The sequence below is a fragment of the Acinetobacter sp. ACIN00229 genome (genome assembly GCF_016106645.1).
Classification (GTDB): domain Bacteria; phylum Pseudomonadota; class Gammaproteobacteria; order Pseudomonadales; family Moraxellaceae; genus Acinetobacter; species Acinetobacter oleivorans.
In genome coordinates this window covers 35,795-52,366 of sequence record NZ_JADWOM010000009.1, presented here as the reverse complement: position 1 = coordinate 52,366, position 16,572 = coordinate 35,795, and the positions used below count along the sequence as shown (strand labels likewise).

General features: G+C 38.0%; 14 protein-coding genes. 4 read left to right on the top strand and 10 right to left on the bottom strand.

Annotation, left to right across the window (positions count from 1 at the left end; translation table 11 throughout):
• Nucleotides 1–370: 370 nt before the first annotated feature.
• Complete coding sequence (locus I7H67_RS10010; protein WP_004791732.1) at nucleotides 371–598, bottom strand: tautomerase family protein; 228 nt, start codon at nucleotides 596–598, stop codon at nucleotides 371–373.
• 62 nt (nucleotides 599–660) lie between these two features.
• Here I7H67_RS10010 and I7H67_RS10005 point away from each other — a divergent pair, with 62 nt between their 5' ends.
• Complete coding sequence (locus tag I7H67_RS10005; RefSeq protein ID WP_198307748.1) at nucleotides 661–1,131, top strand: winged helix-turn-helix transcriptional regulator; 471 nt, start codon at nucleotides 661–663, stop codon at nucleotides 1,129–1,131.
• Nucleotides 1,132–1,217: 86 nt separating this feature from the next.
• Here the strand turns inward: I7H67_RS10005 and I7H67_RS10000 are convergent, their stop codons facing one another.
• Complete coding sequence (locus I7H67_RS10000) at nucleotides 1,218–1,991, bottom strand: DUF4882 family protein (protein ID WP_198307747.1); 774 nt, start codon at nucleotides 1,989–1,991, stop codon at nucleotides 1,218–1,220.
• A 421-nt stretch (nucleotides 1,992–2,412) separates the two neighbouring features.
• Nucleotides 2,413–2,724: a YcgJ family protein gene (locus I7H67_RS09995; RefSeq protein ID WP_151989200.1), complete on the bottom strand. Its 312-nt coding sequence runs from the start codon at nucleotides 2,722–2,724 to the stop codon at nucleotides 2,413–2,415.
• 349 nt (nucleotides 2,725–3,073) lie between these two features.
• Between I7H67_RS09995 and I7H67_RS09990 the strand changes: the two genes are divergently transcribed.
• A complete protein-coding gene (locus I7H67_RS09990; RefSeq protein WP_198307746.1) occupies nucleotides 3,074–4,231 on the top strand; it encodes an iron-containing alcohol dehydrogenase in 1,158 nt (385 codons plus the stop codon).
• Nucleotides 4,231–4,665: an acyl-CoA thioesterase gene (locus I7H67_RS09985; protein ID WP_198307745.1), complete on the top strand. Its 435-nt coding sequence runs from the start codon at nucleotides 4,231–4,233 to the stop codon at nucleotides 4,663–4,665. The genes I7H67_RS09990 and I7H67_RS09985 overlap by 1 nt, the downstream gene beginning before the upstream one ends.
• Nucleotides 4,666–4,712: 47 nt before the next feature.
• Here I7H67_RS09985 and I7H67_RS09980 read toward each other — a convergent pair whose 3' ends face one another.
• The 5 genes from I7H67_RS09980 to amvA all read right to left on the bottom strand — a co-directional run bounded on the left by I7H67_RS09980 (nucleotide 4,713) and on the right by amvA (nucleotide 13,620).
• Entirely contained in the window at nucleotides 4,713–6,941 is a 2,229-nt protein-coding gene (locus tag I7H67_RS09980) for a phosphocholine-specific phospholipase C (RefSeq protein ID WP_198307744.1), read from the bottom strand.
• Nucleotides 6,942–7,265: 324 nt separating this feature from the next.
• Nucleotides 7,266–9,317, bottom strand: a complete 2,052-nt coding sequence (locus I7H67_RS09975; RefSeq protein WP_198307743.1) for a DNA polymerase III subunit gamma/tau — start codon at nucleotides 9,315–9,317, stop codon at nucleotides 7,266–7,268.
• 123 nt (nucleotides 9,318–9,440) lie between these two features.
• Nucleotides 9,441–10,073 (bottom strand): metalloprotease secretion chaperone CpaB, encoded by a 633-nt coding sequence (cpaB, locus tag I7H67_RS09970; protein ID WP_198307742.1) that lies wholly within the window; start codon nucleotides 10,071–10,073, stop codon nucleotides 9,441–9,443.
• A gap of 21 nt (nucleotides 10,074–10,094) precedes the next feature.
• Nucleotides 10,095–11,876, bottom strand: coding sequence for a metalloendopeptidase CpaA (gene cpaA / locus I7H67_RS09965; protein ID WP_198307741.1), 1,782 nt, complete (start codon nucleotides 11,874–11,876; stop codon nucleotides 10,095–10,097).
• A gap of 265 nt (nucleotides 11,877–12,141) precedes the next feature.
• Nucleotides 12,142–13,620, bottom strand: a complete 1,479-nt coding sequence (gene amvA, locus I7H67_RS09960; protein ID WP_198307740.1) for a multidrug efflux MFS transporter AmvA — start codon at nucleotides 13,618–13,620, stop codon at nucleotides 12,142–12,144.
• 125 nt (nucleotides 13,621–13,745) lie between these two features.
• Between amvA and I7H67_RS09955 the strand changes: the two genes are divergently transcribed.
• A complete protein-coding gene (locus I7H67_RS09955) occupies nucleotides 13,746–14,324 on the top strand; it encodes a TetR family transcriptional regulator (protein WP_005306446.1) in 579 nt (192 codons plus the stop codon).
• 47 nt (nucleotides 14,325–14,371) lie between these two features.
• On the opposite strand, the gene I7H67_RS09950 is transcribed toward I7H67_RS09955, so the two are convergent.
• Nucleotides 14,372–15,631, bottom strand: a complete 1,260-nt coding sequence (locus I7H67_RS09950; RefSeq protein ID WP_198307739.1) for a serine hydrolase domain-containing protein — start codon at nucleotides 15,629–15,631, stop codon at nucleotides 14,372–14,374.
• A gap of 71 nt (nucleotides 15,632–15,702) precedes the next feature.
• Complete coding sequence (locus I7H67_RS09945; RefSeq protein WP_005306450.1) at nucleotides 15,703–16,557, bottom strand: MaoC family dehydratase; 855 nt, start codon at nucleotides 16,555–16,557, stop codon at nucleotides 15,703–15,705.
• Between the last annotated feature and the right edge of the window lie 15 nt (nucleotides 16,558–16,572).

Below are 16,572 nucleotides of genomic sequence, written 5' to 3'. Positions count from 1 at the left end.
TAGAAACTACTTCCAAGCATTTGAATTAAATAGAAATTAATATGGAGCATGTAAAACCCTGACAGAACTATAAATTATTGTCAGAATCAAATTGACCATTGTGACGTGTTGCATTTTGTCAAAACTCACATGGCTTGAAAAGGAAAATAATGTTTATCAATAGATTAAAAGTTGATAAATCAGTCGACAAAGTAGCTGACCTTCTAATTTTGAATAAAATAATAAAGCCCTCCGAAGAGAGCTTTTACAGCAAAGCAGACACTTACATTATTAATAATTATATGAGCTTTAAATCCTAAAACAGGATAGCAACTACTTAATGTATAACTTATGATTTACTAATACAGCTTTAGTAAAAGGTCCAAAACAATCATTTGACGTTGCTAATCAACTCAATCATTTCCTTCGTTGGCCTTAAGCTACCTAATTGCCACTGTTCAGGTGGATATTCATCTATTCGTATCCACACATGCTCTTGAAAAGCTGGATTTCCCTTTCCTTCTATCTCTACAAATAAATCTGTTATTCGTTTGAAAAGTTCAGCTTTACTATCTTTATCTAGTAAACCCTCTATAGTTTGTATATTTATAAATGGCATAATGCTACCTGAATTAAGTCTAGGTCTAAATTATAGACTCATGTTAATTGGAGCTTCCTAGAATGTCAAATATTATTCCAGATCATAGATTTTCAGTAGATGTGTGTGGAATTTTCAAAATTGCTGAGATATTGAACGATAGTTGGACGATCCTATTGTTGAGAGAAGCTTTTTACGGCGTAACGAAATTCAATGATTTTCTAGAAAATACAGGTATATCGAAGCAAATTTTATCTAATCGTCTAAAACACCTCATCCAATTAGAAATATTTGAACTATCAATTTATAAAGAAGTGGGTGTACGAGAGCGCAAAGAATACTTACTCACCCAAAAAGGTAAAAGCTTAAATATTGTTTTGCTTGCCATGCTTGAATCTGGTAGTAATTTTATTGAAGCAGATAAAGATGTTGTGAAAGTTTTTAAGAAGAATTCAGATGATCAACTCAAATTAAAGCTTGTTGATTCATCTAATCAAGTCATAGATCTTAATAATCTGGAACTGAAACTCATTCCTCGCAGAAATAAGGAATAATTTGTTCTGTTCATCTCACTTTCGTTTAACTGTAAAAAAGCCACTCGAAAGTGGCTAGTGAAAGTTTTTTAAATTTAACAGACTTTTTACAAAGCTACTCCACAAACATCTTTGGTACCAGTCGGATAAGTTTGTGTAATTTTTGATTGATCAAGTAGAAACTCAATCGAAACATCTTTATTCACATCAGTTGCTGCTAAATCATAAAAATTAGAAGTTAATGAAAAATACAAGTTATCTAGTTTGGATGGGAAAGTAGCAAAATATCCTTTGTTAACTCCATTAAAAACTAAACCAACTTGATTAGAGTTCTGATTAATATAGATACCAATTTTTTGGTAGCCATCGGAAGTACTTTCCGGAGCTAAGTTAAAAAGATCAGAAACTACCGCGCTATCATTTGAAGTCGTTTGAATATAAAAGTTATTAACCGTAGGCCCATGTTGGTACGCAACTATAAAATTCACAGCTTTACCATTCTGCATAATACCTGCTGCTAGAGCTGGGAAAATATTTACATACCCTGTATTACCTAACGTAGGAACTTTAATTTTATATTCAAACGCTACAATTCCAGAAGTTGGTATTACTTTATCCCCTCTGGTGTATAACATAGCAGATGAATCATTTGCTGCTAGAAATCGTGAAAGGTAATCTTGACTGTAAGCCGAATAAATGGGACTTTGCTGAGATGTCTTATAAGAAAACTTATTGCCTGTAATATTTGGAAACTTCTGAATAGAAGTATTACCTAAAGATTGCAATTGAGTTAGTGTCGCATCAAAGTTATAAGTACATTCTGCAAAAGTACTCCCTACTCCACCAAAGCTCATTATTGTCGCTAGTATTATCTTTTTCACATCATTATCCCGTTTTTATTTTGAAAACTTAGTATAAACAAGTAGGTAAATATTTTTATAAAATCCGATAAGTGACAAACATAAGCGTAGTTAACTATTTTGAATAACATCTCTGATTTTCTAATTAATTCATTAATTATTTTACCTTACTATTCATCCATGATAATTAAGGATTTAATGTGTTAAGAGTCCGCATTAATTAAAACAAATGCTACCGCAATCATAATTGCAAGCCCATAATTTTTTTAAATGCCAGTAATACAACTTATCAAACTAGTTTTTATTGATATATTCAGCAAACCTAAATAAAAAACTGATTTTTCAGAGCTTATATAGTTTTTAGTTAGTAATCTATTTTATCTTATATTTTCTAGAGAAAAGCCCAAATATTATGGGCTTTTAAGCAGCATGAAGACAAAAATCATTTATTTTTAAAAAGTTTATCAGTCATAGTTCTATCAATCTTGCTACGGTGCCCATTCTCAAAATATCGATCGACATGGCATAGTTTCGTTTTGGTATCACAGAACACACCATTTGAGAGTGTAAATGCTGATGTATCAAAATCGCCTTGAGAGAATGCTCTGTTGGCTTTGTGAGTTCCTAAGTATTTGGCTGTAAGTTTTTTAGATACACCCTTCTTGTCAGCACAAATATATTTGTCACAAATTACACCCTTTTTTGGTGAATAGACGCTAGAGCTAGTTTTAGCCATTACTGCGGAGCTCAGCATGAAGCAAGTACATCCAATAACACTAAGTAAAGTTTTAGAAATTTTCACTTTTTGAACCGAATAAAATTATAAATTGTTAAGACATTATATGAGTTAGCAGCCTTCAGGAAAATCTACTGAACAGTATAAATAACAAAAAGCCCACCTTTGGATGATCTTTTAAATTAATTGCATGATCTCCTTCTATCGTCTGACTCTGACCGCATGAAAGTAGTGACTATCTCATATAACACTCAACATAATCGCCTCAGAACTACTTTATTTTAAGGTGTCTTATGCTAAGTTATTTGAAGATTGAATCTTATAGAACCGTTCAACAATAATTTTCAAAAATAAGGAAATAATGTATATGAGCCATTTTCAATTTCAAACCGTCCCAAATATCATCTCTGGCTTAGGCTCTATACAAGAATTACAGAATGTTTTGTCTTCAAAAGCTTACCGTAAGTTATTACTAGTCACTGATTCTGGCATGGTTAAAAATCAATTACACCAGCCCATTCTTCAAATTTTAGATACGCTCAATATTGAATATGTTATTTATGCAGATGTTCAGGCTGACCCACCAGAACAAGTCGTTTTAGATGCAGCCAATTATGCAAAACAGCAAAATGTAGATGCCATTATTGGTTTTGGTGGTGGCAGTTCTTTAGATGTTGCAAAAGTAATTGCTTTACTCGCCCACCCCAACCAAACCCAAAGTTTGCAAGAGATGTACGGCGTAAACCAAGTAACAACAGCTCGCCTACCACTTATTTTGATTCCAACGACGGCGGGTACAGGTTCTGAAGTAACGCCTATCTCAATTGTGACTACTGGCGAGACAACAAAAATGGGAATTGTTTCTCCGGTACTATATGCCGATACAGCAATTCTTGATGCTACTTTTACTCAAAATCTTCAAGCACATATTACTGCTGCAACAGGTATTGATGCGATGGTACATGCTATTGAGGCATATACTTCTAAACACAAGAAGAATATATACACCGATATTTTAGCTAAGAATGCTTTGAAGCTACTAAACCATAACTTACCTAAAGTTCTTAAAGATGGTAATGATTTAGAAGCACGTCAAAACATGCTGTTCGGTTCAATGCTCGCAGGTCAAGCATTTGCAAACTCACCTGTTGCCGCTGTACATGCTTTAGCTTACCCATTGGGCGGTCATTTTCATTTATCGCATGGGCATACCAATGCCTTAGTGTTGGTTGAAGTATTAAAATTTAATGCGCCCAATGCAAAAAAATACTATGCAGAGCTTATGCAATGGCTCGATCCATACAGCAATGGCAGCACTGATGGCTTGTGTGATCTATTTATTGACCACATGCAGAACCACTTAGACCGTAGTGGCTTGACCTTAAAACTTAGAGATTTAGGTATTAATGAGTCGAGCTTACCTCGGCTTGCACAAGATGCCATGTTACAAACTCGCTTGCTACAAAATAATCCACGAGACATGACAGAAGCAGCTGCTTTGGCAATTTATCAGGCGATTCATTAATGACTAAACCAGTTTTAAAAACCCGTGATCAATTTAAGTTCTTTTTAGACATTCAAACACGTTGGGCAGATAACGACATCTATGGTCATGTGAATAATGTGACTTACTATAGCTACTTCGATACAGCAGCCAATGCATTGCTCATTCAGAAAACAGGTTTTGATATTCATGAAGCAAAGTCAATTGGGTTAGTGGTCGATTCAGCTTGTAGTTTTCTTCAGGAATTGTCATTTCCAGAAATTATTCAGGTAGGTGTGGCGATTGGTAAAATCGGTATGACTTCACTACGTTATGAATTGGCGATCTTTAAACAAGGTCAAGATCAAGCCTCAGCTCAAGGACATTTTGTGCATGTGTTTGTTGATCGCGAAACGCGTAAGACTGTGCCCATTTCTGAGTCAGTTCGTGAAGCTTTAAAAAGTTATTTATTATAAAAAATGGGGCAAAAAGAAAATGATCTGTTCTTTTTGCCCACCTAAATTTACATCATTGCGGGATCACTAAAAGAGTCTTCACCCGTTTCAACTCGGCCCGCAAAACGTCGGTAATAGTACGGATCACTCTGACTCATGATTTCAAAATCATACCAATGTCCCACGTCAGCCAAAGCCCAATGTTGCTTAACAACCTGTCCCGCTTTTACGGTAAGTTGTAAAGGCGTATCTTGTCGATATGCACAAGGTTTTACCGTCAATATTGCATCCTTGGTACCATCATTCATGAGTTCAACATAAACATCGCCATTGGCAATGTCATAGCACACTCGAATTTCGGGTTTAACACCACTATCAACCATACGTTGAGTATCGCCTTTAAAGTGACGATGATAGCCACTTGGACCAAGTACCCATAGGTCATAACGACCTAGGTTATCTTTTACAGCATCCCATTCGTCATCTAGAGTTTTATTCGGCTCGACAATATAACGCTTTGGAATACGGTCTAGGTTAAGTTTGTCATAGACATGGAAAACCGCTGTTTGCTGACCTGTATTAGAGAAAATCAATTGTACCTTACCATCAGCTTTACAGCGCGCGCTGGTGTGCAGTTCGTAAGGTAGCGCACGCGATAGACGTATACCACTTTGCTGAATCGGTAACTTCGTATCCGTTGGTACAGGAACAGCTGGCAAAGCTTCTTGATTTTCTCTTAATGCATCTGCCTGCACACGTGTTTGTTTACCACTCAGCTGCGGTAAAGCATCTGCATTTGGTGTTTTAAAGTTAAATGCGCTGGTCAAATCACCACACACTGCACGGCGGTACGCACTGATATTCGGCTCTTTTACACCAAAACGTTTTTCTAAGAACATGAGCACAGAGGTATGGTCAAACACTTGCGAGTTCACCCAGCCACCACGACTCCATGGGGAAATCACATATAACGGAACACGAGGACCCGGACCATAAACTCGTCCATCAGGTGTAGGCTGAGAATGGCTTCCTTCAGGCGCAGCATGATCAAAATATTCATCCTGCATATCGGCACTGCTTAATGTCGATTTGCCAGCATACTGACCATTTGCAAGTCGTGATGGCGCAGATGGTGACGGTACGTGGTCAAAGTAACCATCATTTTCATCGAAATTGATAATGAGTGCTGTTTTACTCCAAACCTCTGGCACAGCAGTTAATGCATCAATAATTTCTTGAATAAACCAAGCCCCTTGAACTGGGCTTGAAGGATCCGGATGTTCACAATAAATTGATGGAGCATTAATCCAAGACACTTGAGGTAATTTACCTTCCCGAATGTCGCGTTTAAAAGCGTCGAGATATTCTTCTGGTTTATTGCCCGGCAACGTATTTGCAATACCTTTATAAAGTGGATTTTTGGCATTATCAGTAGCCGCATCATAGGCTTTATAGGGTAGCTTTTGCCCTGTATCGGCATATGGTTTATTTGGTTCACCACCACTTGCAACAGGATAGCCAGATGCAATGTTTGCCTTTCTAAATGAACGAAATGCCCCGAGCATGTTATCGCCCCATTCATCCGGCATATTTTGATAACAAATCCAGCTTACCCCTGCTTCTTCTAATCTTTCGGCATAGGTTTTCCACGTATAACCACGATCTGCCGTAGCGGGATTACCATCAATCCAGTCCCATTCATTGTTTACAAATGAACGCTTGGTCGGTGTCGCCCCATTTGTACCAGTCAAATGAAAAGAACGGTTTGCATCTGTTCCAGTGTGCATAGAGCAATGGTAGGCATCACAAATCGTAAAGGCGTTCGCAAGTGCAAACTGATATGGAATTTCTTTTTCTTTAAAATAACCCATGGATATATCAGTTTTATGGGCTGGCCAATTTGCCATACGCCCATTATCCCAAGCCAACTGACTATCATTCCACGTATGCGGTGTACCATCTGCACGCTGCGCATTATTGGCTGTACCATCTAAGTGAAAAGGCGTTAAAACTTGCCCATTACTCCTAAGCTGCTCCCAAACACGGCGGCCACTTGGTAGAGGAATTGTAAAACGGTCAGCAAAACCTCGAACACCTTTTAACGTTCCAAAGTAATGATCAAAAGATCGGTTTTCCTGCATTAAAATAATAACGTGTTCGACATCCTGAATGGTGCCAGTTTTATTGTTTGCAGGAATTGCTAAAGCTTTTTGAATACTAGATGGGAAAGCTGCCAATGCCGCAGCACCAAAACCCATATTTAAAGAATAATTTAAAAATTTACGACGTGTAATCATGATCAGGTTCTTTTTATTATTTAAGTTTATGGAGCACAGCGCATTACAGGCTTTTTACCTGTTTCTGGTGTATTTGAATTATCATTTGCTGAGTCGTTACAACCACTCAGCAGAATCGCGCCGATTAATAAAAAATATGAATATTTGAAACAATTTATTCCAGTGCATTGCCTTTTCATTGCTATGTTCAATCCATTTAAAATCTAAAATGGCTAACATAGAAAAGTACAATGACAGTGACATGACCCAAATATTTCAATCCAGTGAAAAATATGAAAATTCTATTATTTTCATATTCTGCACCAGATCAAAACTCAGTTAAATTTAAGGCTTTAATTGAATATTTTGTAGTTCGCCATCAAAAGTTTCTATCAAACTCTTAATGACTGGCTGTTGCTGTAATAGCTCAGCGGCTCTGTGAAAGGCTTTTTCTTTACGCGCACTTTGAATGGTATATGGTGTAGATGTATTCAAAGCACCATATTCAACTGTAAATTGAGTATTCGGCCATTGCTCATTTAATGCATCAATAAGGCCTTGCTGCAATTGGGTCAGCATATTTTCATATTCTTGAGGAATATGGAAAATAGTATTGCCGCCAATTTCACCGGTCATTACACCATGTTGCGCAAGTTCTTGGACGGCTGGTGAAAGCTGGCTGTTTCTAAACCAGTATTCCCATTTTTCAAGTGTCCACTCACCTTCTAAAGCTTGAGGAGCCAGCTTCAAGATATCTTGAGGCATCAACTGACCGTTATCAGTTGCACTAGGCTCTTTTACAACGGCAACTGTTTCTGTTTGAATCATTACTTCGGCTTGTACAAATGACTGTTGTTCAATAACAGGTTCAGAAGACAAATCAGGAGTTATAGGCGCATCTTGATCAAGGGAAAATTCAGGGCTAGATGTCTCAAACAAACCTTGAGGCTCAGCAGAAAAAGCTGGTTCTGGTTCAATTTGTTTTGCTTGGGTTTCTGCCTGAACTTGTACTAACTTTTGTTCTGGTACCGGAATGAAATCTTCTTCCAGAACACTAACAGTCTCTTGAACAACTGCTGACTCAAGCCCAATCAGCTCATGATGATTTGGGTCAAATACCATTAAATCCTGATTAGACTGAGGTTCAGGTTCAGGTTCAGGTTCAGGTTCAACCATAGCGGGTTGACTAATAACTTCAACAGGCTGAATAGCACTTACAGGAGCAATATCTTGAACTTGTTGCTGTACTTGGTGATTCACCACTGCTTGTCCATTTTGTTGAACAGGCTCTGCTACTAAAATTTCATTTGGCGCTAAAGGACGGAATGCCAATAAGCGTAAAACGCACATTTCAAAACCTTGCTCTTGCGTCACGGCAAGTTGCAAGTCTGAACGACCTTTACATGCGATTTGGTAATAAAGCTGCAAATCTTGAGCAGAAATCAGCTTAGACAACTGCATGATTTTGCGATTGATTTCATCGCTATATTTCAAACTCAAATCAGGTAGATATTGCAAAATTGCCAATTCATGCAATGTCGAAATCAACTGATCAAGCACAAGTGAAACATCTAAAGCTTGATGTCTAAATTGCAATAAAAGCTGGCTTACTTTCTCACGTTGGTTCTGATGAATCGCTAAAATCAAATCATAAATAATCGTACGGTCAATCAAGCCAAGCATTTCTTTAACATCTTGATGATGTACAGAACCTTGACCATAAGCAATGGCTTGGTCAGTTAAAGATAATGCATCACGTAATGAACCTTGAGCAGATTCAGCAATTTGCCAAATTGCATCCTGATCGGCATTAATTTGCTCTTTTTCAAGAATAGCGCCAAGGTGCTTGGTAATTTCATCGACAGCTAAAGGTCGTAGAGTAAATTGCAAACAACGTGAAATGACCGTAATTGGTAACTTTTGTGGGTCAGTCGTAGCAAACAGAAACTTAACGTGTTCTGGTGGTTCTTCTAGTGTTTTTAATAACGCATTAAAAGAATGCGTAGAAAGCATATGCACTTCGTCAATCAGGTAAACTTTAAAACGACCTTGCGTTGGCGCATAAGGAACGTTGTCTAAAAGTTCACGTGTATCTTCTACTTTTGTTCTTGAAGCAGCATCGATTTCGATCAGGTCAATGAAACGGCCTTCATTTACCGCTTTACACGTTGCACAGACTTCACACGGCGTTGAAGTCACACCTGTTTCGCAGTTCAAACACTTGGCTAAAATACGTGCAATTGTAGTTTTACCTACACCACGCGTTCCTGTAAATAAATAAGCATGGTGCAGACGACCGCGTTCCAATGCACTACTTAATGCACGAGAAACATGGTTTTGCCCCACTAACTCATTGAAATTACGTGGACGGTATTTTCTAGCAAGTACTTGATACATGTATGCTCCTTTTTACAGGCATAAGCATACTTTGTTTTTAAAAGAGTGTGAACGCATAAAGCTCATATCCGTACAGATAAACTGCGAACTGACTTCTTTTCTCTACCAGAACCATTTATTTGTCTAAGGATGATCATGATGTAGCTCTTGATCAGTTACACCTTCATCCATGGTTTGGACCAGCCCTACACCATCCTTAATTTCAGCCGAATAATTTCCTTTCTCGGTAAAAATCTGCATGATCGTATAGTGATCTTTTTGACTTTGAGTAATAGTAAAGAAATTCTGATTTGGATCGCCCTGATCAAATTTTCCAGTCCACCGAACAATATCCTGGTCAACAGGTTCGATCTCTACAATTTTACCCGTGCGATTAATGCCATATTCCAACATTTGGAACTTAACAGTGTCGCCCACTTTTTTAAGTTCAATCACATTTGGATCATATTTAATGATCATACCTTTAGCATTTTTAAGCAGCAGAAAATTAACATTAGAAGGAAGCTGATCTTTTTCTATTTCATTAAAAACAATTTGTTGCCTAGACAACTTTTCCTTTTCTGATGAACTCAAATTCAGCATATTTTGACGAGAAAATTCACTCTGACTATCTGCCACTTTTGTCCCAGACTCTTGCTGACTTTCTAAAGACGACGTTAAAACAGAAGAGCTTTGCTGTGAAAAAGCAAACCAGATTAAAACTGCTAACGCCACACAAGCGATAGCAGTTCCTATTAACAATTTATTTTTCTTCATTATTTACAGCTAAAATAGAGATTAGTTATATAGAGAAATTTTCTGTGCGTTCAAGTTAATGACACTGACAGCATCAATTTTTCCTTCTTCACCTAAACGTACACCATATTTAGGGTTGTATAGGTACGGGCTAGAGTAAAAATTAATATTATTACCGCCCATTGCTGTACTCCCCAAAGGATGAGCAAAGCCTGAACCAATATTGGTTGAACCATTATGGTACAGGCCAAGATTATGCCCGACTTCATGGCGCATGGCCGCGAAAGAACAACCTGCAATATCATTTGCGCCAATCATGTTATATGCAGAAGCATTGATCCAAGCCCAACCACAGCCACCGTCACCAGGTTCATTACCTTGATAATAAACACCGTCTGCCAATACACGTTTACGCTCATTTTGTACCGTCGTGTCATCTCGTCCAGTCGAGATTGCTTCTTTTAAAGTGGTAGCAGGGATTTTATAAGTTATATAACCCACATCTCTTAAGTAAAAACGTGCATTCGAATTTTCAGCGGTTAAATTTGTTAGATTTACACCTTCAATCATTCTAAGTTTTGCAGCGCTCTCACCTAAAATTGAGTTTACTTCTGGACTAGAAACTAACAACATATCAATTGTATAACTGTCTACTGTCCAGCCTTGAGCGGTGTAAATAAAACGGCGATTTTCACCATTTTTAATTGCAGTCGACAAACCATTAGCAGCATTAATATAGGTGTCTGCCGATGCATTCGACACAATAACCACCTTATCCCCGACTTGAGCTTGAGCTGGTAGCTGCAAAGTCGGCTGCCAATTTGATGTAGAAAGTTTTACCTTTAAAGTGGGCTGAGTCATATTCGGTAAAGTTGCAGGGATTGTTGCCGTTGAATCAATTACCTTTGTTGGTGAAGAGATCAGCTGCCAATATCCTTTGTCGCTTACATACATAAACTCATATTGATCGCCTGTTTTAAGTGTTAAGGTCGCTTGGCTATTAATATTGGTATTATTAATTTTTGCAGACCAAGTCGCTGTAGACTTGATAATAATTCTATCCCGATCACTTGCAGTGGTAGGCAAAGTGAAATTGGAAACCCAATTTCCATCTCCAAATGAAACTTCCGTTAGCGGGCTACTTACCGCGGCTAAAGATGTTCCGATTTGCTGAACATTTAGCTTCTGAGGTTTTATATATTCTGGAACCCATTTTCCTAAAGCAGAATAATATTTAAACCAATATTCAGATCCATTTTTTAATGTAAAACTGCTTGGAAATAGTAAATTTGTTTTATCAATCTCTGAGCTTACACTTGCTGTAGAAACAACTTGTACGGTTGTTCCGTCACGTACATCACTCGGTAATGCAATGGTTTGTGCCCATTTGTCATTTTGAATAAGTACTTTTTGCATTGATGCAGTTGTTAATGGAACGACTTCATAAGTCGCACCATTGGTAGGACTCACTGTTGCTAACTGAGCGATCCATTTATTTTGACTGCTATTAAAGATAAATTGATAAACATCTCCACTATTTATTTTTAAAACCTCTAACGGAATATTGGTATTAGAAGTATCTAAATAACTACTATAGGCGGCACTAGAACGAACTGTAATCTTGTCCGAATTATTAGCGCTTGCCGGTAAAGAGAGATTCTTGACCCAATTCCCATTTGCTAAAGAAAATTCTAAATCTGAATAACCAGATGGAATTGATCCACTATTATTATTCTGATTTGGTGAAAGTACAGTTGCGGCATATACAAGTGAAGACGCAACAATTGCTCCAATAATGAGTGATGTTTTTAATTTAAAATTCACAGCAGCCTCTTTTATTTGTTTTTAGATTTTCGAATAGCAGGTTAACAAACCATTTTTTTACAGTCAATTTTCGATCAATGCATTTTTCATTAAATTTCAATTACATGAATATTGAATCATTTTGAAATAAAAACATGAAACCTATTAAAGAATAGTTTGTTTATGAGAATTAAATAACTAAATTTATTATAAAGAAAATATTAAAAAAGATATTTAAGGATAAAAAGAAAGATCATCTCTCTTTTTATCCTCTATTTTGAGTTTCTTAATTTACTTTCTTTGGAAAGCTAAACCAGACAAATACAGTTAAAAGGAAGAAACAAATGGCGGAGATTGTAAGCACCCAACTATGCGCATAGCTAAAAGCTTGCTGAGCAACTGCAATCAATTGCCCTCCCAAAGGGCTTTCAAGGTTAGAAGCTAATTGCATGGTTTCACCAATCGAGATACTCGCTTTTTCAATTAAGTTCGACGGAAGCTCTGCTGGTAAAATAATTGAGCGGCTATAAAACCAAGATAACATTAACCCGAAAATAGCGACGCCTAAACCAGCTCCAAGCTCATAGGCCATACCTTCAATCGCACCTGCTGCACTTGCCTTTTGAGGTGGAACGGATGACATAATGGCGGCAGTTGAAGCCAGTAAGGCAATCTCAATGCTAAAGCCTAAAAAGACCATACACGTCCACGCTAAAAAGTGATCGGTCGAAAAGTTAAGCTGGGCAAGCCCCCATAGACTAAATCCACTTATTAAAATACCAACAGTAGAAACAAGTCTAAGTCCCCACTTATTCAAGCAAATACCAGCTAATGGACCACCTAAACTAATCGCGATCATGAATGGAATAATAAACATGGCTGCCTGTAATGGTGAAAACCCATGTACAAACTGCAACTCTTGAGACAAGAGTAATTCAAACCCAACCAAAGCAATCATGGAAACCACAGCCATGACAATGCTGGTAGAAATCACTGGATGTTTAAATAACTCCAGATCAATCATTGGCGTGGTCGTTCTTTTTTGGCTTCGAATGAAGTGAATTAAAGTACTTATACCCACTACAAACATCACGACTGTGAGTACTGAGAAGTTGTACATCGCCGATTTGATTGAATAGATCAGGCTTAAAATGGCTACAACCAAAATTAAAGCTTGCCCTAAGTTAATTGGCTGATCAGTTTTCTCTTGTTGTTTTGGAATGATCATCGCGATCATGACCAGAACGACTAAAATAATCGGGATATTGATAAGGAATACTGCTCCCCAATGGAAGTGTTCTAGTACAAAACCACCAACCAATGGACCAAAAGCTGCTCCACCACCACCCACTGTAGACCAAAGACCAAGTGCAAAATTTCTCTGCTTCTCTTCGGTAAAAGCATTACGAATGCCTGATAAAGTGGCAGGAATAAGCATCGCTGCCCCTAGACCTAAAACAGCACGGGAAGCAATTAGCGCGTAAGCTGTTGGAGAAAAAGCCGCAGCTAAGGAACTGACTCCAAAAATTGCAGTTCCAATAAATAATAATTTTTTAAAGCCAATACGATCACCAAGTGCACCCATCGGCAAAATCAAACCCGCCATAATCAGTGAATAAATATCAATGACCCATAAAAGCTGATTGGCAGTTAAATTCAATGCTGCACTTAAAGATGGTGTTGCAACATGCATCACCGTTGCATCAATAGTAACTGGTAAATATATAAGGACGATAATTGTCAGGATTAACCATTTTTTTTGCATAACGCTCTTCAATATCCAAAACTTGGACATGTGTTCAAATCATGGTTATTATATACACAATTGGACACTTGTCCAACTTTTAGTTTTAATGTAATTTGTGTCGAATTCAGTCAGGTGAAAGAAACATGGCCTATCTTAATCGCGATCAACGCAGAGAAATGATTCTGCAAGCAGCCATGCAAGTTGCTTTGGCTGAAGGTTTTACAGCCATGACGGTACGCCGAATCGCAACAGAAGCACAAACATCAACCGGACAAGTTCACCACCACTTTTCTTCGGCCTCTCATTTAAAAGCTGAAGCTTTTTTAAAGCTCATGGAACAGCTTGACGAAATTGAACAAACCCTAAAAACGACTAGCCAATTTCAAAGGCTATTCATCTTATTAGGCGCAGAAAATATTGATAGACTTCAGCCCTACTTACGCTTATGGAATGAAGCTGAACTCTTGATTGAACAAGATGTTGAAATACGAAAGGCTTATAACCTTGCCATGCAGAATTGGCATCAAACAATTGTGCAGGCCATTGAATCTGGTAAAAAAGAAGGTGAATTTAAAAATATATCTAATTCAACAGACATAGCTTGGCGACTCATTGCCTTTGTATGCGGATTAGAAGGTATTTATCAACTTGGTTTACAAGGTTTAGCTGAAGAAGACTTCAAGCGTCATACCGAAGCAATTATTCGCCTAGAATTATTATAAATATAGAAGCTGGCATTCATTAGAATACCAGCCTTACAACACTAAAATTAGAACCAACCTTTACGGCCTTTTAAAATTTGGTCAGTGCAACGTAAGGCTTCTTGAGTAAGCCCCCACAAACGGTAATCACCCGTGATTGAACCAATTTGAAAGTTATGAGTATAGGCAAAACTCAGGTCGCGCTCAGGGTCGCACCACGCCCCTGAACCATTGTAACCAATATGCCCAAAGCCATTTTTAGCGCGTTTACCCATGGTAATAATGCGGTGATATCCTAAACGCCAATTCATCGGAATTGGCATGACACGATCACGTGCATAACTTTGAATGGCTCTGAGTTCTTTAAATACTTCTGGGCGAATAAGTTGCTGTCCATCCCACTCACCGTGATTTGCCAGCATGGCATAAATTTTAGCAAGACTATTTGCAGTAAACGTACCGTTCGCCGCCGGAATGACTGCTTGCAATCCCTCATCACTAAAGAAACTAAAATGCTTCATTCCTTTTGGAATCATGGCATCCTGAAAATCTTGTGGGTCTTGTCCAGTCCATGTAATCATTTTTTCAGAGAGTGAACTCTTGCGTGCTTGAGGCTTTTTAGGTTTTGCAACTTGGGGAGCCGCTGGTTTTTCAGGTTTGGGTTGAATAATTAAACGTGCTACACGGTCTAGCTCACTTGCAGGCGTACCAAAATAAGCGCCGTCTAACTGCAAAGGCTCAACGAGATATTTTTGCATGAGCTGATCTAAAGATTGACCAGTTGCTTTTTCAAGTACTCCACCGACAAGCCAGCCAAATGTTAAAGCTTGATACGCATTGCCTTCTCCGGCAAGGAATCTAGGCTTAGTCGCTGCAATTACATTTAACATATGAGACCAGTCGAGCATTTCCCTCGCACTTTCGATGATATTCCGAATATCAAACATACCGCTTTGATGACTTAGCACATGACGTAAAGTCATTTGCTCTTTACCATTTTGAGCAAACTCAGGCCAATAAGTCGCAATCGGTTTGTTGTATTCTAAAAAACCTTCACTTACTAAAATATGCGCTAAAGTTGCGAGTACGCCTTTACCTGTAGAGTAGCAAACTGCCAAAGTTTCAGGTTGCCAAGCTTCATTTTGTGATTTAAGACCGGTGTAGATATCTACAACTTTCTGGCCTCTAAAATAAACTGCTAATGCAGCTCCACCTTGTCCTGTTCTAGCATCTTGAAGACGGCTAAATTGGTGAGCTAAATCAATAAAACGTTCATCTAAAATACCGTGATAGTTATGGGTATCGGCCAGTAAAATTTCTTTAATCACATGAAGTTCCTTGCATTTTTTGTTATTTTGCTCAAAAGCAGCCCAAACATCTGTTCAGGCTGCTGATATTTTTATAATGCTTTTACAGTTCCTGCAACATGCGGTTTTTGCGATTTCGCATTACGAATCAAGAAATCAGTTTTTTTATCTGCATTGGCCGTTAAAAACTCAACTTTTGATGGCAAGAACATTGGCAGCTTAAACCACACATCTGCTTCATAAGCATTTGGTAATTCGAGGTTTGCTAGTGCTTTAGCTTTGCTCCACATACCATGCGCAATGGCCTGTTTAAAGCCAAATGCTTTTGCTGTAATAGCATGAATATGAATTAAGTTAAAATCACCAGACACTTTCGCATAACGGCGGCCTGTGTTTTCTAAAATATCCCACTCTGCTTTTGGAACATAAGCTGGAGCTTGTTCTTCTTTGGCTTTCTCACCCACTCTTTTCTCGACTTTTTGACGAGATAAATAAGTCGTTAAGCCTTCCATCACCACTTCATTGCCAACTTTTGCCGTGGTAATAAAGTCAAACTGAACACCTTTATCATGCGGTTTTAGTTCCCCAAATTTGCATGACAAGGTTAGTTTTTCAGTTACCCCAATTGGTCTGGTTTGTTTAATCTGATTACGAATATGAACCAAACCTAAAATTGGAAATGGAAATGCTTCTGCCGTCATCATGTGCATTTGCAAACTTTGAGAAAGAACAGCCAAATAAATTGCCGGTACAAAGCCATTATTTTGAAAGCCACATACTTCGTTATAAGCTTTAAGATGACTCTGATCAATTTCTAGAGTATCTACTACATATTCAACTTGCGGTAAGATTTTTGGACCTTTCGGCTTTTTAAAAATTAAACCTTGTACCACTTTTGGGTAAGCTAATGCCGCTTTTGGTAGCTGGCTAAAATGACGAGTATTCATACCTAACCTTTTATA